Origin of the sequence: Erythrobacter sp. F6033 (assembly GCF_023016005.1) — a bacterium.
In the GTDB taxonomy this organism is placed as follows: Bacteria; Pseudomonadota; Alphaproteobacteria; order Sphingomonadales; family Sphingomonadaceae; genus Erythrobacter.
Genome location: NZ_JALKAZ010000001.1, coordinates 1,972,697 through 1,996,960, shown reverse-complemented (window position 1 = coordinate 1,996,960; position 24,264 = coordinate 1,972,697). Strand labels below are relative to the sequence as shown.

The 24,264-nt window shown below is 57.6% G+C and carries 26 protein-coding genes; 21 read left to right on the top strand and 5 right to left on the bottom strand.

The window, feature by feature from the left end:
- Positions 1-24 precede the first annotated feature (24 nt).
- The gene (locus MWU39_RS09570; protein ID WP_247159762.1) at positions 25-1,185 is read right to left on the bottom strand and encodes a PQQ-dependent sugar dehydrogenase; all 1,161 of its coding nucleotides are present in this window, start codon (positions 1,183-1,185) and stop codon (positions 25-27) included.
- Here MWU39_RS09570 and MWU39_RS09565 point away from each other — a divergent pair.
- The 6 genes from MWU39_RS09565 to MWU39_RS09540 all read left to right on the top strand — a co-directional run bounded on the left by MWU39_RS09565 (position 1,184) and on the right by MWU39_RS09540 (position 7,598).
- Positions 1,184-1,804 (top strand): ribonuclease HII, encoded by a 621-nt coding sequence (locus tag MWU39_RS09565; RefSeq protein WP_247159761.1) that lies wholly within the window; start codon positions 1,184-1,186, stop codon positions 1,802-1,804. The two genes, MWU39_RS09570 and MWU39_RS09565, sit on opposite strands and share 2 nt — an antisense overlap.
- Before the next feature lie 25 nt (positions 1,805-1,829).
- Complete coding sequence (locus MWU39_RS09560; RefSeq protein WP_247159760.1) at positions 1,830-2,753, top strand: calcium/sodium antiporter; 924 nt, start codon at positions 1,830-1,832, stop codon at positions 2,751-2,753.
- 241 nt (positions 2,754-2,994) lie between these two features.
- On the top strand, positions 2,995-4,113 hold the full coding sequence (locus MWU39_RS09555) for a site-specific DNA-methyltransferase (protein WP_348646395.1): 1,119 nt from the start codon (positions 2,995-2,997) through the stop codon (positions 4,111-4,113).
- Between the two features lie 177 nt (positions 4,114-4,290).
- Entirely contained in the window at positions 4,291-5,076 is a 786-nt protein-coding gene (locus MWU39_RS09550) for a P44/Msp2 family outer membrane protein (protein WP_247159759.1), read from the top strand.
- Positions 5,077-5,222: 146 nt separating this feature from the next.
- Positions 5,223-6,338, top strand: coding sequence for a dihydropteroate synthase (folP, locus tag MWU39_RS09545; protein ID WP_247159758.1), 1,116 nt, complete (start codon positions 5,223-5,225; stop codon positions 6,336-6,338).
- A 75-nt stretch (positions 6,339-6,413) separates the two neighbouring features.
- Positions 6,414-7,598, top strand: a complete 1,185-nt coding sequence (locus MWU39_RS09540; protein ID WP_247159757.1) for an alkaline phosphatase D family protein — start codon at positions 6,414-6,416, stop codon at positions 7,596-7,598.
- A gap of 3 nt (positions 7,599-7,601) precedes the next feature.
- On the opposite strand, the gene MWU39_RS09535 is transcribed toward MWU39_RS09540, so the two are convergent.
- Together MWU39_RS09535 and MWU39_RS09530 are read right to left on the bottom strand one after the other, a co-directional pair.
- Positions 7,602-8,360: an SDR family oxidoreductase gene (locus MWU39_RS09535; RefSeq protein ID WP_247159756.1), complete on the bottom strand. Its 759-nt coding sequence runs from the start codon at positions 8,358-8,360 to the stop codon at positions 7,602-7,604.
- Positions 8,361-8,392: 32 nt separating this feature from the next.
- A complete protein-coding gene (locus MWU39_RS09530; protein ID WP_247160355.1) occupies positions 8,393-9,799 on the bottom strand; it encodes a sigma-54 dependent transcriptional regulator in 1,407 nt (468 codons plus the stop codon).
- Positions 9,800-10,116: 317 nt separating this feature from the next.
- Between MWU39_RS09530 and MWU39_RS14555 the strand changes: the two genes are divergently transcribed.
- The 15 genes from MWU39_RS14555 to MWU39_RS09460 all read left to right on the top strand — a co-directional run bounded on the left by MWU39_RS14555 (position 10,117) and on the right by MWU39_RS09460 (position 23,116).
- On the top strand, positions 10,117-10,239 hold the full coding sequence (locus tag MWU39_RS14555) for a hypothetical protein (RefSeq protein WP_281501098.1): 123 nt from the start codon (positions 10,117-10,119) through the stop codon (positions 10,237-10,239).
- Positions 10,240-10,255: 16 nt separating this feature from the next.
- Positions 10,256-11,377 (top strand): NAD(P) transhydrogenase subunit alpha, encoded by a 1,122-nt coding sequence (locus MWU39_RS09525; RefSeq protein ID WP_247159755.1) that lies wholly within the window; start codon positions 10,256-10,258, stop codon positions 11,375-11,377.
- A complete protein-coding gene (locus MWU39_RS09520) occupies positions 11,374-11,805 on the top strand; it encodes a hypothetical protein (protein ID WP_247159754.1) in 432 nt (143 codons plus the stop codon). The genes MWU39_RS09525 and MWU39_RS09520 overlap by 4 nt, the downstream gene beginning before the upstream one ends.
- A complete protein-coding gene (locus tag MWU39_RS09515; protein WP_247159753.1) occupies positions 11,805-12,086 on the top strand; it encodes a proton-translocating transhydrogenase family protein in 282 nt (93 codons plus the stop codon). Before MWU39_RS09520 ends, MWU39_RS09515 begins: the two co-directional genes overlap by 1 nt.
- A gap of 170 nt (positions 12,087-12,256) precedes the next feature.
- Positions 12,257-13,705 carry an NAD(P)(+) transhydrogenase (Re/Si-specific) subunit beta gene (locus MWU39_RS09510; RefSeq protein ID WP_247160354.1) on the top strand — a complete coding sequence of 483 codons (1,449 nt, stop codon included), beginning with the start codon at positions 12,257-12,259 and terminating at the stop codon, positions 13,703-13,705.
- Between the two features lie 33 nt (positions 13,706-13,738).
- Entirely contained in the window at positions 13,739-14,104 is a 366-nt protein-coding gene (locus MWU39_RS09505) for a hypothetical protein (protein ID WP_247159752.1), read from the top strand.
- A 60-nt stretch (positions 14,105-14,164) separates the two neighbouring features.
- On the top strand, positions 14,165-15,355 hold the full coding sequence (locus MWU39_RS09500) for a parallel beta-helix domain-containing protein (RefSeq protein WP_247159751.1): 1,191 nt from the start codon (positions 14,165-14,167) through the stop codon (positions 15,353-15,355).
- Positions 15,352-16,371 (top strand): SO2930 family diheme c-type cytochrome, encoded by a 1,020-nt coding sequence (locus MWU39_RS09495; protein WP_247159750.1) that lies wholly within the window; start codon positions 15,352-15,354, stop codon positions 16,369-16,371. The genes MWU39_RS09500 and MWU39_RS09495 overlap by 4 nt, the downstream gene beginning before the upstream one ends.
- The gene (locus MWU39_RS09490; RefSeq protein WP_247159749.1) at positions 16,368-17,336 is read left to right on the top strand and encodes an alpha/beta hydrolase; all 969 of its coding nucleotides are present in this window, start codon (positions 16,368-16,370) and stop codon (positions 17,334-17,336) included. The genes MWU39_RS09495 and MWU39_RS09490 overlap by 4 nt, the downstream gene beginning before the upstream one ends.
- Before the next feature lie 84 nt (positions 17,337-17,420).
- The gene (locus MWU39_RS09485) at positions 17,421-18,116 is read left to right on the top strand and encodes an amino acid racemase (protein ID WP_247159748.1); all 696 of its coding nucleotides are present in this window, start codon (positions 17,421-17,423) and stop codon (positions 18,114-18,116) included.
- A 342-nt stretch (positions 18,117-18,458) separates the two neighbouring features.
- A complete protein-coding gene (locus tag MWU39_RS09480; protein WP_247159747.1) occupies positions 18,459-19,643 on the top strand; it encodes a deoxyguanosinetriphosphate triphosphohydrolase in 1,185 nt (394 codons plus the stop codon).
- Entirely contained in the window at positions 19,636-20,388 is a 753-nt protein-coding gene (locus MWU39_RS09475; protein WP_247159746.1) for an NAD(P)H-binding protein, read from the top strand. The genes MWU39_RS09480 and MWU39_RS09475 overlap by 8 nt, the downstream gene beginning before the upstream one ends.
- Complete coding sequence (locus MWU39_RS09470; protein WP_247159745.1) at positions 20,388-20,834, top strand: ABA4-like family protein; 447 nt, start codon at positions 20,388-20,390, stop codon at positions 20,832-20,834. Before MWU39_RS09475 ends, MWU39_RS09470 begins: the two co-directional genes overlap by 1 nt.
- Positions 20,835-20,938: 104 nt before the next feature.
- Complete coding sequence (locus MWU39_RS09465) at positions 20,939-22,504, top strand: fatty acid--CoA ligase (protein WP_247159744.1); 1,566 nt, start codon at positions 20,939-20,941, stop codon at positions 22,502-22,504.
- Between the two features lie 9 nt (positions 22,505-22,513).
- Positions 22,514-23,116 carry a DUF938 domain-containing protein gene (locus MWU39_RS09460; protein WP_247159743.1) on the top strand — a complete coding sequence of 201 codons (603 nt, stop codon included), beginning with the start codon at positions 22,514-22,516 and terminating at the stop codon, positions 23,114-23,116.
- Between the two features lie 8 nt (positions 23,117-23,124).
- Here the strand turns inward: MWU39_RS09460 and MWU39_RS09455 are convergent, their stop codons facing one another.
- Both MWU39_RS09455 and MWU39_RS09450 read right to left on the bottom strand, forming a co-directional pair.
- Complete coding sequence (locus tag MWU39_RS09455; RefSeq protein ID WP_247159742.1) at positions 23,125-23,256, bottom strand: entericidin A/B family lipoprotein; 132 nt, start codon at positions 23,254-23,256, stop codon at positions 23,125-23,127.
- A gap of 56 nt (positions 23,257-23,312) precedes the next feature.
- Positions 23,313-24,224 (bottom strand): DMT family transporter, encoded by a 912-nt coding sequence (locus MWU39_RS09450; protein WP_247159741.1) that lies wholly within the window; start codon positions 24,222-24,224, stop codon positions 23,313-23,315.
- Positions 24,225-24,264: the final 40 nt, after the last annotated feature.

The following is a 24,264-nucleotide window of genomic DNA, read 5'->3' as shown; positions in this document are numbered from 1 at the left end:
TTCGAGCGAACTTCCCAACAAGAATTACTGGGCCGACACTTTAAGAATTCTACCCTCTGGTCCGTCTTCAGCGACCCAGATGCTGCCATCTGGTGCCTGATCGATTGAACGGAGGCGTCCGTCAAAGGCATAGCGTCCGGTCTCGGTTGCCTTTTCGCCGTCGATAGTGACGCGCACAATTGCTTGGCTGCTTAGGCCTGCAATCAGAGCATCACCCTTCCACGCTGCGAACATATCGCCAGTGTAGAAAATCATGTCGCCTGGCGCGATTACAGGTGTCCAGTGGATGGCAGGCTTTGAAAAACCATCATCAGCGCTGTGATCTGTGATCGGATCGCCGTTATAGTGCTTGCCGTATGAGCGGGTGGGCCAACCGTAATTAGCGCCTGCTTTGACAAGGTTCAGCTCGTCACCACCCGCCGGGCCATGCTCCATGTCCCAAAGACGACCCTGTGCATCCCAATCCATGCCGAGGATATTGCGGTGACCATATGACCAGATTTCAGCGGTTACGCCGCCTTGATCCGCCATCGGGTTGCCCGCAGCCGGCGCTCCATCAAGGTTGAGCCGCACGATGCTGCCCAAAGTGTTTGTTGTGTCTTGCGCCGGTTCAAGTTTCTGCCGGTCACCGCTGGCGATGAACATGTATTTTTCATCCGGCGAGAAGGAGATGCGGTGCGAATAATGGCCTTTACCGGTCACTTTGTCTGCCTGACGCCAGATGACTTCCAGATCGTTGATCGCGCAGGCGTCGGTTTCGTCGTTGCAGACCAACATGCCGCGGCCGACAGCGGCTCCGCGCGTATCGTTCGCGCCCGCTTCGGCCCAGCTGAGATAGATCGTGCGGCCGTCTTCACGGTTGGCTTCTGAAGGGAGGAAGGCCACGTCGCCGAAACCACCTTGGCCGCCATAATCGACTTCGGGAACACCGCTAACGGTCGTCGTTTCGCCGGTGCCTGTTTTCATCAGCTTCAGTGTGCCGGCTTTCTCGGTGATCGCCAGCGTGTCGGACCCGGGAATGAACTCGATTGCCCAAGGGCGATCAAACTCGCCCATCGGTTCAATGTTCATGGCAACTTCGGCAGAGGCAGTTTCAGCACTATCCCCCGCTTCGGCGTTCGCGCAGCTTGCGAGCGCGAGGGTGGAGAGCGAAAGGATGAGCGGAGCTTTGGAAATATAGGTCATGGGTTTGATAACTCCCAAAAGTGAAATCGGTGCCCGCCAATACGTCATAGGGGTCGACGAAGCCGGACGAGGGCCGCTCGCTGGGCCAGTTGTGGCGGCGGCGGTGGTTCTGGGCGAAGTCGTACCCAAAGGTCTGAACGATTCCAAGAAACTATCTGCCAAACGGCGCGGTGTTCTCGACAAAGAGATACGCGAAAGCTGCAGTTGGGCGGTTGCGGTGGTCGATCCGGAGGATATCGACCGGCTCAATATCTTTCAGGCAACGATGGAAGCGATGACGCGCTGCGTAGCTGATTTGGCGGCCGAAGTGGGCGGCGAATGCTCGGTTTTGATCGACGGAAACATGACTCCGGAAGGGCGCAGGCCCGCTTGGCGGTGGCCCGCGCGAGCGATCGTTGGCGGGGACGGTATCGAACCAGCGATCAGCGCGGCATCGATCATTGCAAAGGAATGGCGTGATCGGATGATGATTGAAGCGGCGCAAGAACACCCGCATTATGGCTGGGAACGTAACAAAGGGTATGGAACAGCGGAGCATATGGAAGCACTGCGCCTGCATGGCCCGACAGCATTGCACCGGAAAAGCTTTGCTCCAGTTGCGCAAGCCACTTTGATATAGTCGCGCCGTGCCCTAAGCGCCCAGCATGTTAAATGCGATTCTTCTAAGTCTTGCCGGATTGGTCGGCCTAGCCATTGGGGGCGAACTGCTTGTCCGCGGTGCAGTGGGCATTGCGCAAAAGCTTGGCGTGTCGACGCTATTCACCGGCTTAGTCATTGTCGGCTTTGCTACGTCGATGCCGGAAATGGTGGCGAGCGTTCAGGCCGCACTTGCGGGATCGCCAGAAATCGCATGGGGCAATATCGTCGGGTCGAACCTCGCAAACACGCTTTTGATTTTGGGTGTGTCTGCTCTTGTTACGCCGATCGTATTGATCGGAACCGGCAGGCGAGACGCTGTCGTGGCATTGGGGGTGACGCTGTTACTTTGGGCCCTGATCGCGTCCCAGATGGGCGGCCGATGGATCGGTCTTGTTCTGCTGGGCGGTATTCTCGCCTACATCGTATGGCGATACCGCCATCCCGGTGCCAATGCCGGTGAGGACATGGAAGATGATGCGCCAAGCAAAGGCTGGCTTGCGGGTCTGCTCTTCGTTGTTGGTCTCGGCATATTGGTTGCTGGCGGCAACGCGCTGGTAACGGGGGCGATCAGCCTCGCGACCATCTTCAAAGTGCCTGAGACGGTTATCGGTTTGACGGTGGTTGCAGTGGGCACGTCACTGCCTGAACTCGCCGCATCAATCGCGGCGGCTTTGCGCGGCAAATCGGCGCTGGCCATCGGCAATGTCGTGGGATCGAACATCTACAACATTCTGCTGATTGGCGGGGCCACTATGACGCTCGCACCGCAAGCGGCTCCGTTTGAACTGGCGGGTCTGCAGATGGCGCTTCTTACAGCAAGCGCGCTAATCTTGCTGGCATTGCTGTGGAAGGCGAAGAGCATCGGACGTGTTCTTGGCGCTGTTCTGGTCGCGGCTTTTGCCGCCAATGTGGTGCTCGTTTTCAATTAAGTTTGCGAGCCGAGTCCTCCGCGCCACACCCTCCATATCGAGTCCGTTCTTAACACTTGGACTCAACATCTTGTGGTGATCACGTTTCGTTCCGCGCCAGATTTGTGCGTCTTTACCGTTCGTTAACCATGACTCTTCAGAATCTTTGCTTGACGGGTGTGACCTGAGGACTCACCCTGTGGATAACTTTGGGTTCGAAAAAGCAGGGAATTGCGCCGTGGGTGTCATCGAAACAGCGAAAGTGCGGGCCAAACGCACAGTCAAACCGTCCGCAGAGGACGTGCGCGCGCTTTTGCCGCTTGGCCAAATCCTTGACGGCGATTGCATCGAAGCCATGCGTTCGCTGCCTGACAATTCCATCGACTGCGTTTTTGCTGATCCTCCGTACAATCTGCAATTGGGCGGCGATCTCAACCGCCCCGATGGCAGCGAAGTCGATGCGGTCACCGATCACTGGGACCAGTTCGACAGCTTCAAAATCTATGATGAATTTACCCGCGCTTGGCTAACCGAGGCGCGCCGGGTGCTGAAACCCGATGGCGCGCTCTGGGTGATCGGCAGTTACCACAACATCTTCCGCGTTGGCGCGATCCTGCAGGATTTGGGTTTCTGGATCCTCAACGATGTTGTGTGGCGCAAGACGAACCCAATGCCGAATTTCAAAGGAACCCGTTTCACCAACGCGCATGAAACGATGATCTGGGCGAGCCAGGGCGAAAAGGCGCGTTATCACTTCAACTATCGCGCTATGAAAACGCTGAATGATGAAATTCAGATGCGCAGCGATTGGGTGCTTCCGATCTGTTCAGGCGGTGAGCGCTTGAAGGAAGATGGCAAGAAGGCGCATCCGACGCAGAAACCCGAAGCTTTGCTGTATCGTGTGCTGCTCGCGACCACTGAGAAGGGTGACGTTGTCCTCGATCCATTCTTTGGCACTGGCACGACCGGTGCGGTTGCCAAACGTCTGGGCCGCGATTGGATCGGCTGCGAGCGCGAAGATTTCTACCGCGGCGTTGCCTACAAACGCATCGAGAAAGAACTGCCGCTGGATGAAAGCGCATTGAAGACAATGCAGAGCAAGAAATCCGCTCCGCGTGTTGCATTCGGGACGCTGGTTGAAACCGGAGCGATCGCGCCCGGAACGCAGGTTTTTGACAAGAAACGCCGCTGGATCGCGACCGTTCGCGCCGACGGTTCGCTTGATCATCAGGGCAAGGCCGGTTCGATCCATGGTTTGGGCAAGGAGCTGCAAGATGCCCCTAGCTGCAATGGCTGGACTTTCTGGCACTATGAAATTGGCGGCGATGTGAAGCCTGTCGATCACGCGCGGCAAATGCATCTGCTCGCCAACGAAGACTGAACATCCGCGCAAATTTCAACGGGCAACAGCAACACTCCGTCGCTGAGTGGGGCTCACTATCGTTTTCTTCGCACGGCTGACCGAAACAGCCTGAAACTGTTCATGTAGAATCCTCGTAAATCCTTTGATCTCGCGCTCATCCCCCGAATGCGCGAGGCAAAATGTACGAGGAAAGACATGAAATATATCAATAAAATTTCTCTCACCCCCGTCGCCTGCGCGGCTTTGGTTGCGTTCCCCAGCGCAGCTCTTGCCGATGGCCCTTATGTCAGCATTAGCGGCGGTGTCGCTTTGCCCGAAGACAGCACGAATTCAGGTGAATTCGACGAATCCGTGCCCGCCACAGCAGATTTCGATGAGATTCCTGCTGGTACAGAATTGGCTTGGAACACTGAATTCGACACAGGCTACGCTTTGTCGGGCCAAGTCGGCTATGCGTTCGAAAACGGATTTCGGGTCGAGGCCGAGGCTGCCTATTCTGAATATGGCGTAGGCACGCATAGCGGCCTGACCGTAGGCGGTACCGACATCGACGCCGTTGATGTCGCAGTCCTCACGCGCGGAGCGGCAGATGCCGCCAACCCTACCGTCGGCGCGGTTATCGCTGACGGTCAGGGCCAAGTGTCGAATTTCGGCCTGTTCGGTAACGTCTTTTATGACATTGATACCGGATCCGCTCTCAAACCCTATGTCGGCGGCGGCGTCGGTTACCAGTGGGTGGATGTCGATTACAGCCCATCCGGCGTAGCGGTTGGCGAAGACGATGATGGTGCGTTTGCGTATCAGCTGATGGCTGGCGCGAGCTACGAAGTCAGCGATAGCGTCGAGTTGTTTGGCCAGTACACTTGGCGCGACACAACCGAAGACGCGGATATTCCGCTTGCTGTTGTTCCGGCGACGCTGGGCGTCGAATCGTCACAGTCAGTCGTTTCAGCTGGTATTCGCTTCAACTTTGGCGGCTGAAACTCTGATACCTGACACTGCATTTAAGGGGCCTCGCAGAAATGTGTGGCCCCTTTTTTTGGGCTGTGAAAACCTGATGTCTTGCGCTGTCCACTTAGAACCAACAGCGCTAAAGCCGCACCACCCGAATTCACAGGAGCCGCCGAATGAGTGCCAGCGTTTATCTTCACCCCATCGGCTTCGCCTCTGGTCCGCAAGCTGAAGACGGTGCGGCCATCCGGTTGGCTGGGACAATGGTCTATTCCAGTCGTTTTGCATTGGTCCTTCGTGAGAATGGCGTGGCGACTGACCGCCGGCTGTTCGGCGCAAAAGGGTTTGAAGAGGCGCTCGCCGGACTTGAAGGAAGTCTGGAATTGGAAGCGCGTCGGCAGTGGACCAACCTGCAGAAAATTCACGCGCCGATCCAACTTGGCGAACGCACAATCCGTTTGGATCAGCCGCAAATCATGGGTGTGCTTAATGTTACGCCAGACAGTTTTAGCGACGGCGGCGACTTCCTCGAAAAGCCTGACGCGGGCCGCGCGCATGCGGCGGAAATGCTGGAAGCTGGCGCCGCGATTATCGACATCGGCGGTGAAAGCACGAGGCCGGGCGCAGCGGCTACATGGGAAGGGGACGAAAAAGAACGCGTCCTGCCAGCCGTAGAATATTGCAAAAGCATGGGCGCCGCGATCAGCGTCGATACACGCCGCGCGGGCGTTCTCGAAGCGGCCCTGCAGGCGGGCGCACATATGGCGAATGACGTATCGGCTCTGCGCTACGATCCACGCATGTCAGAGTTGGCAGCAAACTCGAAATGCCCCGTCATCCTTATGCATGCTCCCGGAACTGGCGAGGACCTGCATGAAGGCGGCGAATACACCGATGTTGTGAGCGAGGTGTTCGACTTTCTTAGACATGCGCGTGATCGCGCGATCGCTGGCGGTGTTTCCGAAGAGCGGATTATGCTCGATCCGGGAATAGGTTTTGGCAAAACGCTTGCCGATAACCTTGCTCTTATCAATGCGCTGCCGCTCTTCCACGCGCTGGGTTCACCGCTGCTTCTGGGCGTCAGTCGCAAGCGGATGATTGGCGCGCTTTCCAACGAGGAGGCTGCGCATCAACGGCTTGGCGGTTCTATCGCGCTCGCCATGAAAGGGATGGACGCGGGCATCCATATGCTGCGTGTGCATGACGTCAAACAGACTGTGCAAGCGCGCAATGTCTGGCGCGGAATGCGCGACGCAGCGCTAACAGATTTTGCGCAATTGCCGATGGACTAGGCGCAGCAGTCGCAATACCGTCATCTGGATCGGGCAATGCCCGCAACAGATTCTACATGACTGGGAACGCCAATTATGCGCCGTCTTTCGCTTCTCGCACTTTCCGCCGCCGTCGCAGGCCTTTGCGCCGCGCCATTGATGGCCGATGACCACGGCAAGCATAAGCACAATGACGGCCACGTGCCGATGTATGCCGAAGACTTGCTGGATGCGTATTACGCCAAGCTTGAAAAGCGGATTGACCTGCCGGTTGCGCCAGCCAATGTGTCGCTTGCACCGGATGCGACGATTACGCGCCTCGCCTTTGGCAGTTGCAATCATCAGTCGCGCAGCCAGCATATGTGGGCGCAGATCGCGGCGACCAATCCCGACCTGTTCTTGTTTATCGGCGACAACAATTACGGCGATAGTGGCTGGAACGGAGACGCTGCGCTGACAAGTTTGCGGATGGCATACCAACAGCAGGCTGAGACACCGGAACTCACCGATTTCCGCACTAAGGTTCCCATGATGATCACGTGGGATGATCACGATTACGGCGCGAATGATGCCGGCGCGAACTTTGCGTTCCGCAAATGGTCTGAGACTTTGTTCGAAACCTTCTGGGGTGCTTCCAAAGAAGTCCAATCGCGTCCGGGCATCTATGAAAGCCGGACTTTCGGGGCCGATGGCAAGGTTACTCAGGTGATTATGCTCGACACTCGTTTCTTCCGTTCTGATCTGGACCGGATGGAATACACGCCCGAGCGTCCGCCGCTCGGGCCGTATGTGCCAAGCGATGATGCCTCGAAAACGATGCTGGGTGATGCGCAGTGGAAATGGCTGGAGCAGGAGCTCGCCAAACCCGCTGATTTGCGCATCCTGGTTTCCTCTATTCAGGTGATCACCGACGCGCACGATTACGAAAGCTGGGAGGCGCTGCCGCTGCAGCGTGAAAAGCTCTACGGATTGCTTGCTGCCCGCGAAGATAGCGGGTTGGTGATGCTTTCCGGGGATCGCCATGCGGGCGGCATCTATGCCGATACGCCCGAGGCTGCTGGCGGAGAGCAACTATGGGAGCTGACCAGTTCCTCGCTGAACTATTCGTTCTCTTCCACCGAGCGGAACACGGCGCGCGAGCCTGATCCCAAGCGTCTGACAGATTTCATTTCCGAAGAGAATTTCGGTCTTGTCGATATTGATTGGGACGCGAAGACCTTCACCATGAGCATGCGCGGCAGCCAAGGTGAAGTGCGCGTGACCGAAACGGTCTCTTGGTAGTGTCTAAAGCGTAAACCCGCCGTCCGAAATCATGATGTGCCCGGTCAAGTTCGATCCGGCATCGGACAGCATGTAAAGGATAGTGCCCGCGATCTCTTCGGACGTTGCGAAGCGCCCCAAAGGCGTTGTGCTGGCCATATTCTTGATCGTCGCGTCGCGGCCTGATGCCTCAACGGAGCGCTTAAAGTCGTCAGAGCTTTCCCAGATGGCGGTGTCGACGCCGCCCGGCGCGATGGCGTTGACGCGGATATTATTCGGTGCGCCTTCAAGCGCTGCGATCCGCGTCAGGTGCGAAACCGCCGCTTTTGCGACGCCATAAGGGCCGATGCCGGCGATGGGTTTCGTTCCGGTCGAGCTGGATGTGATCACGGCGCTTCCGCCAGATTTCTTCATGGCCCGCATCGCCGCGCGCATGGTTAGGAACACGCCATCGAGATTGACGTCCATAACACGCCGCCATTCGGCAAAGTCGAGCGCGGCAATCTGTCCGTGCCCGCCAACACCGGCATTGGCGATGGCATGGTCTAGTCCGGTGAGTTTGGGCTCAAGAGCAGTCCAAAGCGCTTCATCAGCGACACTTCCGACGACCATTTCGACATCGCAATCGAGATCGAGCGCGCTCATCCCCGTTTCGCTCACATCGACGAGGATTAGCTTGGCGGCGCCGCGCGCAGCCAGTGCTTTTGCGCAAGCAGCGCCAATGCCGGAACCTGCGCCTGTGACAAGAGCAGTGCGGCCTTTGAAATCTTGAATATCAGTCATGTCTGCCGCGCTAGGCGCAAGCAGCTTTCCGATCAAGCAGCGTTGTCGATCCCGAGATCTGACAGTTTGCGATACAGTGTCGAACGACCAATGCCGAGGCGTCGTGCGACCTCTGTCATACGCCCGCGGTAGTGCCCGATGGCGAGGCGGATCACGTCTGCTTCGATTTCTTCGAGAGGGCGCAGATTGCCGTCTTCAGTGTAAAGCATCACGCCGACGCCTTCATGGACGCTGGATAGAGGATCGCTAGCAACTTCACCGAGCATTTCCGAGAGTTGCGGGAAGCTATCGGCAGCCAAAGTTTGGCCTTCGCAGTAAACGGCCGCGCGGAACAACACAGATTGCAGTTGGCGGACATTGCCCGGCCATTCATAGGCTGACAGCAGCGCGAGCGCGCTTTCCGATACTGATAGGTGTTTCAAGCCGGGCTGATCGCCAATACGGCCAAGGAAATGGCGGGCGAGGGCCGGGATATCGCCGGTACGCTCGCGCAGTGGAGGCAGCGCAATTCGCGTTGCACCAAGCTTGTCTGCGAGCTTGGAATCAAAGTGCCCGGTTTCTACCAGCGGTTTCAATCCGAAATTGCTCGCGCACAGAATGCGCACATCAACTCGGAAGCCATGCGTCGCGCCGACAGGGCGGACAATTCCGCTTTCGAAAGCTTCCAAAAGTCGGGCTTGAAGCTCGGGCGTCAGGCGGTCGACCTCATCAAGCACCAGAGTGCCACCATCGCAATGCTGCAGCGCTCCGATCTGGCGATCGAATGCTCCCGGGAATGCGTTGGGTTCATGGCCGAACAGAACAGATTCTATCGAGTTCGGCGGGACACTTCCGACATTGATAATCCGAAGAGATTCTTTGGCGCGGGGACTGGCTGCGTGCATCGCCCGCATCAGCATTTCCTTGCCCGTTCCGGGCTCGCCTTCGATCACGGCATGGCCATGACCGCGCGCTGCCTTCGCCGCTTGGGCAAGGGCGGTGCGGAATTTTGGCGCGGTGCCGATCATTGCATCGAAATCGAGCGTCGCCGACATTTTCTCGGTCAGCGGAGCGAGCTCATCGCGCGGTGTTTCGCGTGTGGTGACGGTGCGCAGGGCCTCCATCAAACGGTCTGGCGAGACTGGCTTGACCAGATAATCGCTCGCGCCCGCCCGCATCGCCTCAACAGCGAGCAGCGGAGATGCGCTCGTTGTCAGCATCAGGATGGGCAGGGCCGGACGGCGCTCTTTCAACTCTGCAATCAACGAGCAGGCATCATCACCGGGAACCCATTGGTCGAGCAGAATAGCGGAAAGCTGCATCCCTTCGCGGGTGCCCAGCATGGCAATCGCAGTTTCGGGGTCGCTGGCCACAATCGTGCGCCAGCCTTCGCGCGATGCGATGGCCGAGATCAACCGACTTTGCGCCGGTTCATCATCAATGAGCATGACCAGACGCATTTCGCCGGAATCGTCCCGGCCATCGTCTGGCTGTGCTTCAAGGCGCGAGTCGATATCCGCCATAGGTTCGCCGCGTGTCCTCTACCCTCCCTGGCAATCGTCCCAGGGTGAAACGTCGATCCTCCATAGGCACGCGGGGTAAAGACGATATTAAGGCTGACGCATCGGATCGGCATTTTTGCAGATTTGGTGAGTTTTTGGGTTCAAAATGCAGGCGGGCTTGAGTGAAACCGCTCGCCGCGATACGGGAACAGTTCAACATTCCGGCGACTTTCCGTCGGGTTCAACGTTAAGGACGAAACCGGAGTATCTTGGCTATGGCTACAAATGATATGGACGACGCAAAACAGACTTACAGCGGCTTCATCAGCTCGCTGAAATGGACAGTGCCTCTAATCGCGGTGATTACTCTGTTTGTCATCATGCTGATCGCCGAATAAAGGCAGATAAAATAACGTGAAAATCGCTGTCCTGAAAGAACGCGCAGCCGGGGAAACCCGCGTTGCCGCCTCGCCCGAAACCGTCAAGAAATTCATCGCCCTCGGCAATGAATTCGCTGTTGAAGCGGGAGCTGGCGTGAGCGCAGCGATTACCGACGAGGCCTATACCGAAGCCGGTGCGACCATCGCCGATGCGAAAAAGACGGTGAAGGATGCGGACATTGTTTTGGGCATTCAGGCGCCGGAAGTCGCGATGCTCAAAGGCGCCAAAGCAGGCGCGTGGGTGGCTGCTTTGTTTGATCCGTTTGCGAAGGGCGAGTTGGTCGAGGCCTATGCGAAGGCCGGTTTCGAAGCGCTTTCGATGGAATTTATGCCGCGGATTACCCGCGCGCAATCGATGGATGTTCTTTCGAGCCAGTCCAACCTCGCTGGATACAAATCGGTGATTCATTCGGCTGACGTCTACGGACGCGCATTTCCGATGATGATGACGGCCGCAGGCACCGTTCAGGCCGCGCGTTGCTTTATCATGGGGGTCGGCGTTGCCGGGCTTCAGGCGATTGCCACGGCCAAGCGTTTGGGCGCTCAGGTTTCGGCGACCGATGTGCGGTCCGCCACGAAAGAACAGATTCAAAGCCTCGGCGCCAAAGCAATCTTTGTTGAAGAGGTCGCGGGTATCGAGGGCGAAGGCTCCGGCGGCTACGCCACCGAGATGAGCAACGAATACAAGGCCGCTCAGGCCAAGCTTGTTTCCGAGCATATCGCCAAGCAAGACATCGTTATCACTACCGCTCTGATCCCCGGGCGCGCCGCGCCCGTGCTGGTTACCGATGCGCAGATCGCGACAATGAAGCCGGGCAGCGTGATCTTCGATCTCGCAGTGGCGCAAGGGGGCAATGTCGAAGGCTCCAAGCCAGACGAAGTCGTCGAGAAACACGGCGTCAAGATCATCGGCTATGCCAACACACCCGCGCATCTTGCCGCCGACGCATCGGCCCTGTTCGCGCGCAACCACTTCAACTTCCTCAGCGCGTTCTGGGACATGGAAGCAGGCAAGCCCGAACTCGATGAAGAGATCGGCGATGCCATCCGCCTGACAAAGGGCGGCGAAGTGGTCAGTGAGAGGTTGAAGGGGTGAGGGCGCTCACCGCAAGCCTTGTTCTTGCTACCGCCGCTGCGACCACGGTTTCGGCGAATGCGCATTTGGGTAACAATCTCGACTACCCCTATTCTCTTGAGGATATTCGCAAGGGTGCACAGCTGCGCGCTGAAGCGTCCATCGTGATCCCTATGGTGTTTAATCCGTGTGGCACCTCGCCTGCTATGGACCCGGTGCTTGAGAGATACGCAGCGTTCGTTGAAAGCCTGACCGAGGCGCGCCAGAAGATTGATATGGATATCGCGTTGGCGGATTATAACTATCAGATGTCGCTCGTAGATATCGCGTGCCCCGAACCCGAGGCCCCCGAGACATTGGAGCGCGAGAAACTCGAAATCTCTGTTGCTAACAGTGTGCTGGATCGAATGGATGCGCTCGTTGAGCGGCAAGCCGGACAGGAAAAATAATGGACTTTATCTCAATCCTATCGATTTTCGTGCTGGCGTGTTTCGTCGGCTATTATGTGGTCTGGTCGGTTACGCCTGCGTTGCACACGCCTTTGATGGCTGTGACCAACGCGATTTCCTCTGTGATTATTGTCGGCGCGCTGATTGCGGCGGCCGAGGCTGGCAGCCCGGCTGCCAAATATCTTGGCCTGTTCGGGGTTGTTCTCGCGAGCGTGAACATCTTTGGCGGCTTTGCCGTGACAGAGCGGATGCTCGCTATGTACAAGAAAAAGGAGAAGTAATAATGGCTTCTCTCTTCTCTAACTTCGTCATTCCCGCGAAAGCGGGAATCCATGCCGTTGCGGAGCGGCGTTTACCGCTCTGGATTCCCGCTTTCGCGGGAATGACGATGCTGCTTGCAGCCCCCGCTCGCGCAGCAGGCGAAGGCGCAGCCGGCACCCCGGCATGGGCGATGCTCGCCTATCTTGTCGCGGGCGTGTTCTTCATCCTCGCATTGCGCGGGCTATCAAGCCCCGCGACCAGCCGAGCGGGCAACCGCAACGGCATTATCGGTATGCTGATCGCGGTGTTCACAACACTTGCGATTTCACTGGATGCAGTTTTTACTTCGGATTCCGGCAATTACGAGACCGGGTTCCAAGCGCTTGAAAGCGGAGTCTACGTTCTCGTTGCAATCGCAATTGGCGCGATTATCGGCGTAACGGTTGCTCGCAAGATCGCGATGACCTCCATGCCGGAACTGGTCGCGGGCTTTCACTCGCTCGTCGGTTTGGCGGCGGTTGTCGTGGGCCTTGCTGCGTGGCTTGATCCGGCAAGTTTCGGGATCACGGATGCGAATGACCAGATCCTGTTGGTCAGCCGGATTGAGCTTGGCCTTGGTATCGCGATTGGTGCGATCACATTCTCTGGCTCGGTCATCGCCTTCCTGAAACTTTCGGGCAAAATGAGCGGGTCACCGATCCTTTTGCCGATGCGCCATGTCATCAATCTGGGCACGCTCACCGCAATTTTGGCTATGATCGGTATATACGCAATGTCGCCAGACGGCGGTGCGGGCGAAGGCTATCTGATCATCGGGATCACCGTGCTTGCCTTCATCATCGGCTTCCTCCTGATCATCCCGATCGGCGGGGCGGATATGCCGGTGGTTGTGTCGATGTTGAACAGCTATTCCGGCTGGGCCGCGGCGGCGATGGGCTTCACGCTGGGCAACAGCGCGATGATCATTACCGGCGCACTGGTCGGCTCGTCCGGCGCAATCCTGTCTTACATTATGTGTAAGGCCATGAACCGCAGCTTCATTAGCGTGATCGCTGGCGGCTTTGGCGCGGATGCGGGCGGTGCTGGAGACGGCGAAGCGCGCGAACAGCGCCCATATAAGCAAGGCAGCGCAGACGATGCAGCCTTTATGCTGGAACAGGCCGAGAAGGTTATCATCATCCCAGGCTACGGCATGGCCGTGGCTCAGGCGCAGCACGCATTGCGTGAAATGGCCGACTTGCTCGAAGCCAAAGGTGTCGAAGTCAAATACGCCATTCACCCGGTCGCGGGCCGGATGCCGGGCCACATGAACGTGCTGCTTGCCGAAGCCAGCGTTGAATATGACAAAGTCTTCGAGCTGGAGGATATCAACTCCGAATTCGCGCAGGCTGATGTTGCCTTCATCATCGGCGCGAATGACGTGGTGAACCCTGCGGCGAAAACGGACAAATCCTCGCCGATCTACGGCATGCCCGTGTTTGACGTGGACAAGGCCAAGCAGGTGTTCTTCATTAAACGCTCAATGGGAGGCGTCGGCTACGCCGGTGTCGACAACGATGTGTTCTATATGGACCAAACCATGATGCTGCTCTCCGATGCCAAAAAGATGGTTGAAGAGATCAACAAAGCACTCGATTAAAGGCCCATGGCGGAAACAACGAAGACACACCCTATGCGTTTGACAGCAATTCTCCTCGCAATCGTGCTTTTGGCTGTTGGCGGCTGGTATGTCTTCCGCGATGGAGGGCTGCTGAATCAGGTGACCGAAGAACGCGTTGAAGACGCGCTCTTGCTCAACGGTGTCCCCCTGCCGATGGCCGAATGCATGGCGCCCAAACTGACCGAACGTCTTTCGATTTCACAGCTGACCAAGCTTGAGCGGCTGGCTCCGGAAGAGGGCGAGGCGCGTGTGCCCCGAAACTTCTCCGAAGCACTCAAGCGTCTGCGCCGTGTGGATGATGACGAGGCTGTGCAGCAACTCGCTGTTGTTGGCGCACGTTGCGGCTCGGAAAGCCTGCTGAATGCGCTCCCGCTTTAGCGGGCTTGCCAATTCTCCCCCTTATGCGGCAAAGTGTTGGCCGGGATGGGAGATACCAGTATGATCAGAATGACAGTAGCCGCGCTCGCGCTGTGCAGCGCCGCGCCAATTCTTGCCGAAACGCACACGATTTCGCCGGGTGAAGGCGCTCAGGAGCGGTTGCAAGAAGCTCTGATCCTCGCCGAACCCGGGGACGAGGTTGTTCTAGAAGCGGGTCGATACACGCTTACTGACGGACTGAGCCTCGACGTAGATGGCGTTACCTTGCGAGGCGCAGGCATGAACGCCTCAATCCTCGATTTCACAAATCAGGCCGGATCGGGCGAGGGGCTGCTGGTCACATCGGACAATGTGACGCTGCGCGATTTCGCGGTTGAGAACGCCAAGGGTGACGGGATCAAATCCAAGGGCGCGGACCAGATCGTTTATCACGCGCTGCGGGTTGAATGGACCAACGGCCCTGATGCAAGCAACGGTGCCTATGGTATCTATCCGGTCGAGGCGTCGAACATCCTCGTGCAGGATAGCTATGTGCGTGGTGCGTCCGACGCTGGCATCTATGTTGGCCAATCAGAGAACATCATCGTGCGCCGCAACCGCGTGGTTGAAAACGTCGCCGGGATCGAGATTGAGAACAGCAACCGCGCCGAAGTCACCGAAAACCTGACGACTAAGAACACAGGCGGTATCCTTGTCTTTGACCTGCCCGGCCTACCCAAAGTCGGCGGCGGCGACGTTCTGGTCGCGCGCAATGCTGTGATCGACAACAACACCGACAACTTCGCACCCGAAGGCAATATCGTCGCGAGCGTTCCTGCAGGGACCGGAGTGATGATCATGGCGAATAAGGGCGTGCATGTGCGCGACAACGCGTTGATCAACAATTCTACATCGCACGTGATGATGGTCGCCTACACTCAAGCTTTTGACGATGATCGCTATGAGCCGCGCCCAGTCGACGTTGTCCTAAGCGGCAATGTCTATGGCTCAGGCGGAAGCGCACCTGATTTCGCGGGCGGCGACATGATGGCAGCCGCAATGGGTGGCGCATTGCCGCCGGTATTGACCGATGGATTGCATCGCAACCTCAACAAGATGGATGCTGTCCCGGTTGTATCGCTTGGCCTCACAAAAGTGGGCCAGCCTTTCGCAGAGGCTCAGCCGCAACTGCTTCCGCCGTCTCCGATGGTCACGAAAGTGACCTTCACTCCGGTTGAACTGCCGGCTGAAATGGAAGCGCGCATCCAGTGAAGAAAGCGCTGCTGATCTTTTCAACCGCGGCGGCGGCACTGGCTGGGTCGATCACTGTAAATGCGACAGTGATCGACGAGCCTGCGGTCAATGATGAAGCGGTCATGGAGGGAATGCCGCGCGCATTGTCGCAATATGGCTTCTTCCTTGATGCCGCAGATCAGCAGCCAAACTACCACGTCACCAGCTATGAACTGAACACGCCGCTTTATTCGGACGGCGCGGATAAGCTGCGGTTTGTCTATCTACCGGAAGGCACTTCGCTCTCGGGTGAGGACGAAGGCCTACTCGATTTTCCGGTCGGAAGCGCGATCATCAAGACGTTTGCATTCGGAGATGGCGATGATCGCAAGCTGATCGAAACGCGGGTGTTGCTTCACCGCGCGGACGGTTGGATCGCGCTGCCCTACCGCTGGAACGAAGACCAGACCGATGCGAAGCTCGCTCTTGCTGGTGCGCGCATCCCGATGACGCGGCCTGATGGCGAAGAGATTAGCTACAGGATCCCGAACAAGAACCAGTGCAAGACTTGTCATAGTAAGGACGGTGAAGTCATTCCGATCGGCCCGAAGGCGCGAAATCTGGATCATGGCTGGCTGACGATGATGGCAAATGACGGGCAATTGCAGTCTGTTCCTACGGGCGCCGATGCTCTGCCAGTCTGGACGCGTGCCGATGATTTCGAAACCGATGCGCTGGCGAGAGCCTATCTCGATGTGAATTGCGCACATTGTCATCAGCCCGGTGGCGGAGCATCCAATTCGGGCCTCGATCTGCGTTGGGAACAGGATGACCCGAGCCAGATCGGAATTCGCAAGCCGCCCGTTGCGGCGGGTCGCGGGGCGGGCGGCCATGCGGTATCGATCGCTCCTGGCGATCCAGATGCGTCTATTCTCGTTTATCGAATGAGTTCGACCGAGGCGGGTATCGCAATGCCGGAATTGGGCCGATCCACTAACGATCCAGATGGAATCGCGGTGGTTCGCAAGTGGATTGAGGAAATGCCTGCATCATGAAGTGGTTTATTCGAATTCTGGCAGTGCTCGTCGCGCTGCTTGTCATTCTATTCCTAGTGTTCCGCACACCGGATACGGATGCGGGTGAGATGCGCGCCAAATACGGCAGCGAGCCTTCGCAATTCGTTGAAATCGGCGATGGCGTGACGGTCCATTTGCGTGATGAAGGGCCGCGCGATGCGCCTACGATCATCCTGCTTCACGGGTCCAATTCTGACTTGCACACTTGGGATGAATGGGCGGCCGGTCTGTCAGACACATACCGTGTGATCCGGTTTGACCAGGTAGGGCATGGTCTTACCGGCCCTGATGCAGACGGAGACTACACCCGCGCAAACTATGTCGAGGATATTCGCGAAGTGGCCGATGCCGTCGGTGCCGAACAATTCGTGCTCGGCGGCAATTCGATGGGCGGAAAGCATGCACTCGCCTTTGCCTCGACCTACCCTGAGCGGTTGACCGGTCTGGTGCTTGTCGACGCAAGCGGCGGGGCGATCCCGCAGGATCACAAAGATGATGACGATAGCGGCAATATCGGTTTCACCATCGCCATGACACCCGGGATCAACAAGATCGCTGGACAGATCACACCGCGCAGCCTGATCGCGCAGAGCCTTGAGCAATCGGTTTCGGTGCAGTCCGTCGTCGATGATGCGATGATCGATCGGTATTGGGAATTGCTTCGCTATCCGGGCAACCGGGGCGCGACCATGGCGCGTTTTTCGGTCGAACGTGAGCCGTTGTCGAATGAACAGGTCGCGGCGATCACTTTGCCAACACTGATCCAATGGGGCGACGAAGACAGGCTTATCCCGCTTGCTGCTGGCGAATGGCTGGATGCGACGATGCCCAACAGCAAGCTGGTCGTTTACAACGGGATCGGTCACCTTCCGCAAAAAGAAGTGCCCGCTGAAACCATTGCAGATGTGCGGGCTTGGCTGGCCGAGTTGGGATCAGCAGAATAAAGGCTGGACACAGACCTAGGCTAGACGCTTCATCAACTTCCCCGCTAAGGCTCCGTTTGAAACTCGGGACTTAAGGAACAGCTTTTGCGCAAACTGGGAATGATCGGCGGCATGAGCTGGGTGTCGACCGGTATTTATTATGACCGGATCAACCGGATCATTCAGAAACGTTCGTCTCCTATGGCCAGCGCCCCTTTGCTCATCGAAAGCGTTGATTTCTGTCAGCTCTATGGCCTGCGCGAAGAGCAAGATTGGAAACGCGCCTCAGAGGTGCTTTCGGAAAGTGCAAAGCGGCTCGAAGATGCCGGAGCAGGCGCACTGATTATCGCCGCGAATTCAATGCACAAAGTGTATGATGATGTCGCTGCAGCGGTTGATATTCCAATCCTTCACATCGCGGACCCTGTCGCGCTCGCGATTAAACGAGCGGGGCACAAGAAGGCCGCACTCATCGGCACTCGCAACGTCATGACGGAGAGTTTCTATCGTAAGCGGCTGATCGCCCATGGTATTGATTTGTCGCCGCCAGACATGGCCAATGTCGAAACGCTGCATGGGATCATTTATGATGAGCTCATGATCGGCAAGGCGAGCCGCGATGCAGAGCGCAAGCTCAAGACGATCATCACCAACAAAGAGCAGGAAGGCGCAGAGGCGATCGTGCTGGCTTGCACCGAGCTCAATCTGGTTGTCGATGTGAATGCCAATGTCCTGCCGGTGTTCGATTCCACGCGCACGCACTGCGAAGCCGCAGCGGATTGGATTTTGCAGTCAGAGTAATCTGACCGAAAGTCTGACCCGTCCGCTCAAAACTCCGCCCGTCGTAATCCCGCACCGCGTTGCAACATTTTACTTTGCTGTATTGGTCACCTCATTTAGAGGCTCGGGCAAGGATTTGGCATTTTATGTACAAAATCCGGGTCCTCGGGTCGCTATGACAGAGGTCCTGGGGCTGTTTTCCACCCCCCCAATGCACCCGGAAAACAGCCCCACTTCTCTTACCCGCTAGAATTTGAACTCGGCGCGATCTCGATAGAGCGGGCGCTGTCCACGGCAATCCCACGACGTTGCCGATCTGTTCCCGTTGAGCGGAGGAGGATCGTCACCTAATCGGGTTGGGTGATGAACCGTGCGCCTTATGCAGCAGACCCGACGAGCCATGGCGGGCGTGAATTCAGGCCGCAGCGCCGTGCTGGTGAGATAGAAAACGGCGGTGAGACCCGCGGGCCGCGTAGCGAGTTTCAACGCGATCGTGACCGCATCATTCATTCGATGAGCTTTCGCCGACTGAAGTCGAAGACGCAGGTGTTTATCGCGCCTGATGGCGACCATTACCGCACCCGCCTTACACACAGCCTCGAAGTGGCTCAGATCGGGCGGGTTCTCGCGCGGACGCTGGGGCTGGATGAAGATCTGACCGAGGCGCTGTGCCTTGCTCATGACCTTGGTCACCCGCCCTTCGGCCATGCGGGAGAGGCCGCACTATCGGATGCGATGCAGCGCCATGGCGGTTTCTGCCACAACGCTCAGGCGCTCCGTACAGTGATGCGGATCGACAATCCGTATCCTGAAAATGATGGGCTCAATCTGACTTGGGACCTGCTCGAGGGCCTCGCCAAGCATAATGGTCCGGTGAACGCGCCAAACTGGGCTTTGGCAGAGCTCGACGCCGACTTCCCGCTTGATCTCGGCAGCTATGCATCACTCGAGGCGCAAATCGCGGCGGTGTCTGACGATATCGCCTATGACAATCATGATATTGATGATGGCCTGCGCGCGGGCTTTCTCGACCTTGATGATCTGATGGAGCTGCCGTTCCTCGAACAGCAATGGCGGGCGGTTGAAAAACGTTTTCCGAATGCACCAAGAGACCGGCTGCTTCGCGAGCTGGTGCGGGACCAGATCGGGCTGATGGTCAATGATGTTATCGAGCATACATCGGCGCAAGTGAAGGGCTTTGCGTCGGTCGCCGAAGTGCGCGCCGCTGGTCGCCAGCTTGCCGGGTTCTCACCCGAAATGGCGCAGCATGAGCGGACGCTGAAAGCGTTTATGTATAAGAAGCTGTATTACCATCCTGAGCAGGTTAGCGCGGCAGAGCGGGCTCGCGACGTGATCGCGCGCCTGTTTGCCGCTTATTCCCAAGATGCGAAGCTGATGCCGGAAGACTGGCATGATCGTCTGCCCCAGCATGACCCGCAGCGTTCGCGGGTTATTGCGGATTTCATCGCTGGAATGAGCGACCGTTTCGCGATTCAGGCGTGCGAGCGCATTTACGGTGAGCGTCCCGAGGGGCTGAGCAATGTCTAACCAGCGCACCAGAAGCCCGCAGCGGCGCACGATGGGCCAGAAGGGCCCCGAACGTATTGCCATGGTCGGCGCGACCGGATTGATCGGTCGCCGCGTTATCCAGATTTCGAGCGCGGGGGATCACGCCCGCATCGTCGGAATTGCGCGACGCGAGTCCACACTGCCGGAAGGCGCGCGGATGGAAATGTTCGTGGCTGATCCAGACAAGTGGGGCGACGTTTTTGAGGACCTTAAACCGCGCTCGCTCATCTGTGCGCTTGGCACCACCTGGAAGAAAGCGGGCCGCGACGAAGAAGCGTTTCGGGCCGTCGATCAGGACCTGATCCTGCAGACAGCCGAAGCGGCCAAGGCGGCGGGTGTGGTCAATATGGTTTTGGTCAGCGCGGCCGGCGCCAGCCGCCAGTCAAAATCCTTTTACATGCAAGTGAAAGCGGAGACCGAGGACCTCGTTTCCAAAGTCGGTTTCAAGCGGCTTGATATCCTGCGCCCCGGCCTGCTGCGAGGTGCGCGCGAAGGCGATTTCCGCTTTGCTGAGAAGGTAGCGATGACGGTCGCACCTCTTATCGAGCCATTGCTGCCTTCCAGTTATGAAATGTACCACTCGATCGACGCCGATATCGTTGCTCAGGCGGCGTTGGGTCTGGCGATGCGGCGCGCAGCCGGGCGCTTCACTCATGACAATGATGCGATGAAACGCGCTGCGAGAGAGTGGCGCGCGAAAGCCGAGAAAGACGAGACAGAATAATGGATTGGAGCTTTGTCTTTAGCGCGGTGAACATCATGGCGCTCATCGCGTGGGTCGGATTGATTGCGTTGCCGCGCTGGCCTGCTTTGCTCTCGGCTATCCTTTATCTTGGTGTCGGGCTGCTTTGTCTGATCTATTCCGTGCTTCTGATCAGCGTGCTGGGCGGCTTTATCCCCGCAGGCGAGGGCGGGGCGGACTTCACCACAATCGAAGGCGTTCGATCCATTTTTGTCAGCGATGTCGGTGTGACAATCGGATGGACGCATTACCTCGCATTCGATTTGTTTGTCGGTATCTGGATCGCGCGCGATGCCGATGCGAAGTTCTTTTCGCGCTGGCTACAGGCCCCGATCCTGCTGGCAACATTCATGGCCGGGCCGCTGGGATTAATCATCTGGTTGATCGTAAGAGAGCCCCGCTCACGCGCATCGGGTCGCTGGTCTTGAAACACCCCGTTCGCGGGCTGGTTTGCTAACTTTATAGACTCGCTAGACTGGCGGCTCAAAACCCGTATCCTCCCACCCAAATACAGTTTGTGGAGAGAGACAGCATGAGCAACCCGTTCCATCACGATTTCACGCATTTCGATGATGTCTTGCGATATTGGGTGAAAGAGCGACCGGACGCCACTGCGCTCGATCAGGAAGGCCGTAAGACGAGCTACCGAGAGCTGGAGGAGAACACCCGCCGGATTATCGCTGTATTCGCGGCTCACGGTATCGGCAAAGGCGACAGAGTCGCCTGGCTCGGTAAGAACAGCGATCTGTATTGTCAGCTCTATATGGCCTGCGCTCGCATTGGCGCGGTTGTGGTCCCGGTCGGCTGGCGGCTGGCCCCGCCAGAGATCGCGTACATCCTGACTGATACAGGTTCGAAGCTTGTTGTTGCCGGGGAAGAGTTCCTCGAAACGGCAAAGACGGTCGCGCATGGTTTGGAAACAAAGCCGATCGTTCTTGGCGAATTGGAAGCAAGAGCCGCAATCGCAGCGCAGGAACCGGCAGAAGGTTTCGCAAAATCAGATGACGACGATCCCGTGCTGCAACTCTACACATCGGGCACTACCGGCAATCCCAAAGGCGTGATGCTTTCGAACGGGAACCTGTTTGCGCTGCGCAACCCGGGCAATGCGGCGGACCTGCCGTGGAATTATTACAACAATGATGATTGCATGCTGGCGGCAATGCCTTGCGCGCATATTGGCGGGACGGGTCTGATCAACATTGCAATTGCCAACGGTATTCGCTGCCGCGTGGAAGCCGAGTTTAATCCTGTCGGCGTGCTTCAGGCGATTGAAGAGGGCGCGACGCACATGTTTATCGTGCCCGCTGCCCTGCAGATGGTGGTGCAGCATCCGCGCGCAGCGGAAACCGATTTCTCCAATCTGCGCTATATGCTCTACGGCGCGGCACCGATGCCGCTTGAGCTGCTCAAAGAGGTCGTGCGCACCATGCCTGATACCGGCGTGATGCAGGTATACGGCATGACCGAGACGACTGGCACAGTGACCCATCTGCCGCCTGATGATCACACGATTGAAGGCAATGAGCGGATGCGGTCCGCCGGCAAAGCTGTACCCGGTGTCGAGCTGGAAGTGCGCGGGCCGGATAACAAGCCGGTGCCCGTGGGTGAGATTGGCGAAATCTGCGTCCGTTCGCCTTCCAACATGGCAGGGTATCACAACCTGCCAGAGGCCACTGCGAGCACGATAGACGCCGAGGGCTGGGTCCATACCGGCGATGCTGCGATCATGGATGCCGATGGCTATGTCTACATTCAGGATCGGATCAAGGACATGATCATCACTGGCGGTGAGAATGTTTATCCCGCGGAAGTCGAAAGCGCGATTTATGGGCACCCGGCAATTGCCGAAGTGGCTGTTATTGGCATCCCCAGCGAAAAATGGGGCGAAGAAGTGAAGGCCTGCGTTGTGTGCAAGCCGGGCCATGATCTCGATGTGAATGATGTCATCGCCTACACTCGCGAACGCGTCGCACCGTTCAAAACGCCAAAGAGCATTGATGTGATCCCGGAAATGCCTCGCAATCCATCAGGCAAAATCCTGCGCCGGCAATTGCGTGCACCATATTGGGAAGGGCAAGACAGGCAGGTCAGCTAGGTCGTATCAATGGCGAAAAAGCACGCTCCGGCGACTGAGCGGAACCGCGAGCATATCGCTGCGGTTCTAGCCGAGGAATTGCCGGATTCGGGCGTGGTGCTCGAAGTGGCCAGCGGCTCTGGTGAGCATGCGGTTTATTTTGCACAGCGTTTTCCGCAGCTTGATTGGCAGCCGAGCGATTTTGAGCAGGATGCCCTCGCTTCCATTATCGCGTGGAGAGAGGAGATGGGCACAACCAATCTGCGAGCTCCAGCTGTGATTGACGCGGCCGTTCCTGATAGCTGGGAGGTCAAACAGGCTGACGCAATTTTGTGCAGCAACATGGTCCATATCAGCCCGTGGGAGGCGACTGAGGGGTTGTTTGCCGGTGCTGCCCGAATTTTGAGCGGCAAAGATTTGCCGATCATCCTTTACGGCCCATATTTTGAGCAGGGTATCGAGGCTGCGCCGTCAAACCTGCAATTCGACGCAGGTCTTCGCGAACGGAATCCGAACTGGGGTATTCGCGATGCTGAAAAATTGGACACATTGGCCCGAAGCCATGGATTCGAGCGGAGTGCGCGGCATGAAATGCCGGCGAACAATCTGATACTGGTCTATCGCCGGATCTGACGGTCAGCTTAGTCGATGGCTTTTTCGCCAGCCTCACCGACCGATTTGATGTCTTCGCCCAGACCTTTGACGGTGTTGCAGGCGGTGGCCGTCATTGTGAGAGCGGCGAGCGTGACGGCGAGGAGTGTCTTGCGGGTCATATCTGTCTTTCCAAAATTGCCTATGACCCTTGTATGCCCGCAGGGCGCCCATGTTCCTATTCTGCGATGGGCTGTGCTTTGGCGCGGGCCAATTGCCGTTCCCGCCACGCGATAAGCAGCCCTGCACCGATGATAAGCGGCGCTCCTAGCCACAAAGTCGTCGACGGAGCACGATCAAAAATCGAATATCCGTACCATGTGGCCCAAAGTAAGGACGTGTAATCGATCAACAGGATGACGCCTGCGGAACCAAATCGAAGCGAGCTGGTCAGCAGAACCTGCGCGAGCGCTCCGGATAGCGCCATGGCCACGATGATGCCCCATGTTTCCGTATCATGGGCGCTGGCAAAGAATGGCATCGCGATCAGAAAGACGGGAGAAGACAGCGCGGTAAACCAGAAGATGATGCTCCAAGGGCTTTCGGTCTTGTTGAGGTCCTGAATCTGGAAACTGATCATTGCGACCATAGCGGCAGCGGCCAAAGCCACGCAGACGCCGAACAGGGTTATGTCTTCGCCCATATTTCCCGGCTGCATGATGATCACCACCCCGCAAAACCCGACAAGAACCGCCGCTGAGCGGTAGAGGCCAACTTTCTCGCCGAACATCGTCACGGCGATAACGACTGCAAAGAATGGTGCGGTGTAAGAAAGCGTGGTCGCCTCAGCCAAAGGCAGAAGAAGAACCGCACCATAGACAAAGAACATGCAAAACCCGCCAAGAGCGGCGCGGCTCGCGTGGCTCTTTATCCGCTTTGTACGCACAGTCGCGAGCTTTCCGAACAGCACCAAGCCTGCTGTGATCAGCGCGAAGGTTATGATTTGCCGCCAGAAAAGCATCTCGACGAGGTGGACGCCGCGTTCACCGCCCAGTTTTACCAGCATGCCCATTGTCGCAAAGACCACAGCGGTGAGGAGCCGCAAACCGATAGCGAGCATAGGGCGGGGGCGGGCGACGGATCCATCCATGAATGGCGGGCTTTAAGCCGCGGTGGGGATTGCGCAAGCA

What these genes read in the sequence shown, in the direction of transcription:
- MWU39_RS09565 (WP_247159761.1), top strand. Translation starts at nt 1,184, where the DNA reads ATGGGTTTGATAACTCCCAAAAGTGAAATCGGTGCCCGCCAATACGTC.
- MWU39_RS09570 (WP_247159762.1), bottom strand. Translation starts at nt 1,185, where the DNA reads ATGACCTATATTTCCAAAGCTCCGCTCATCCTTTCGCTCTCCACCCTC.
- MWU39_RS09560 (WP_247159760.1), top strand. Translation starts at nt 1,830, where the DNA reads ATGTTAAATGCGATTCTTCTAAGTCTTGCCGGATTGGTCGGCCTAGCC.
- MWU39_RS09550 (WP_247159759.1), top strand. Translation starts at nt 4,291, where the DNA reads ATGAAATATATCAATAAAATTTCTCTCACCCCCGTCGCCTGCGCGGCT.
- folP (WP_247159758.1), top strand. Translation starts at nt 5,223, where the DNA reads ATGAGTGCCAGCGTTTATCTTCACCCCATCGGCTTCGCCTCTGGTCCG.
- MWU39_RS09540 (WP_247159757.1), top strand. Translation starts at nt 6,414, where the DNA reads ATGCGCCGTCTTTCGCTTCTCGCACTTTCCGCCGCCGTCGCAGGCCTT.
- MWU39_RS09535 (WP_247159756.1), bottom strand. Translation starts at nt 8,360, where the DNA reads ATGACTGATATTCAAGATTTCAAAGGCCGCACTGCTCTTGTCACAGGC.
- MWU39_RS09530 (WP_247160355.1), bottom strand. Translation starts at nt 9,799, where the DNA reads ATGCGTCTGGTCATGCTCATTGATGATGAACCGGCGCAAAGTCGGTTG.
- MWU39_RS14555 (WP_281501098.1), top strand. Translation starts at nt 10,117, where the DNA reads ATGGCTACAAATGATATGGACGACGCAAAACAGACTTACAGCGGCTTC.
- MWU39_RS09515 (WP_247159753.1), top strand. Translation starts at nt 11,805, where the DNA reads ATGGACTTTATCTCAATCCTATCGATTTTCGTGCTGGCGTGTTTCGTC.
- MWU39_RS09510 (WP_247160354.1), top strand. Translation starts at nt 12,257, where the DNA reads ATGCTCGCCTATCTTGTCGCGGGCGTGTTCTTCATCCTCGCATTGCGC.
- MWU39_RS09505 (WP_247159752.1), top strand. Translation starts at nt 13,739, where the DNA reads ATGCGTTTGACAGCAATTCTCCTCGCAATCGTGCTTTTGGCTGTTGGC.
- MWU39_RS09500 (WP_247159751.1), top strand. Translation starts at nt 14,165, where the DNA reads ATGATCAGAATGACAGTAGCCGCGCTCGCGCTGTGCAGCGCCGCGCCA.
- MWU39_RS09490 (WP_247159749.1), top strand. Translation starts at nt 16,368, where the DNA reads ATGAAGTGGTTTATTCGAATTCTGGCAGTGCTCGTCGCGCTGCTTGTC.
- MWU39_RS09480 (WP_247159747.1), top strand. Translation starts at nt 18,459, where the DNA reads ATGAACCGTGCGCCTTATGCAGCAGACCCGACGAGCCATGGCGGGCGT.
- MWU39_RS09475 (WP_247159746.1), top strand. Translation starts at nt 19,636, where the DNA reads ATGTCTAACCAGCGCACCAGAAGCCCGCAGCGGCGCACGATGGGCCAG.
- MWU39_RS09470 (WP_247159745.1), top strand. Translation starts at nt 20,388, where the DNA reads ATGGATTGGAGCTTTGTCTTTAGCGCGGTGAACATCATGGCGCTCATC.
- MWU39_RS09465 (WP_247159744.1), top strand. Translation starts at nt 20,939, where the DNA reads ATGAGCAACCCGTTCCATCACGATTTCACGCATTTCGATGATGTCTTG.
- MWU39_RS09460 (WP_247159743.1), top strand. Translation starts at nt 22,514, where the DNA reads ATGGCGAAAAAGCACGCTCCGGCGACTGAGCGGAACCGCGAGCATATC.
- MWU39_RS09455 (WP_247159742.1), bottom strand. Translation starts at nt 23,256, where the DNA reads ATGACCCGCAAGACACTCCTCGCCGTCACGCTCGCCGCTCTCACAATG.
- MWU39_RS09450 (WP_247159741.1), bottom strand. Translation starts at nt 24,224, where the DNA reads ATGGATGGATCCGTCGCCCGCCCCCGCCCTATGCTCGCTATCGGTTTG.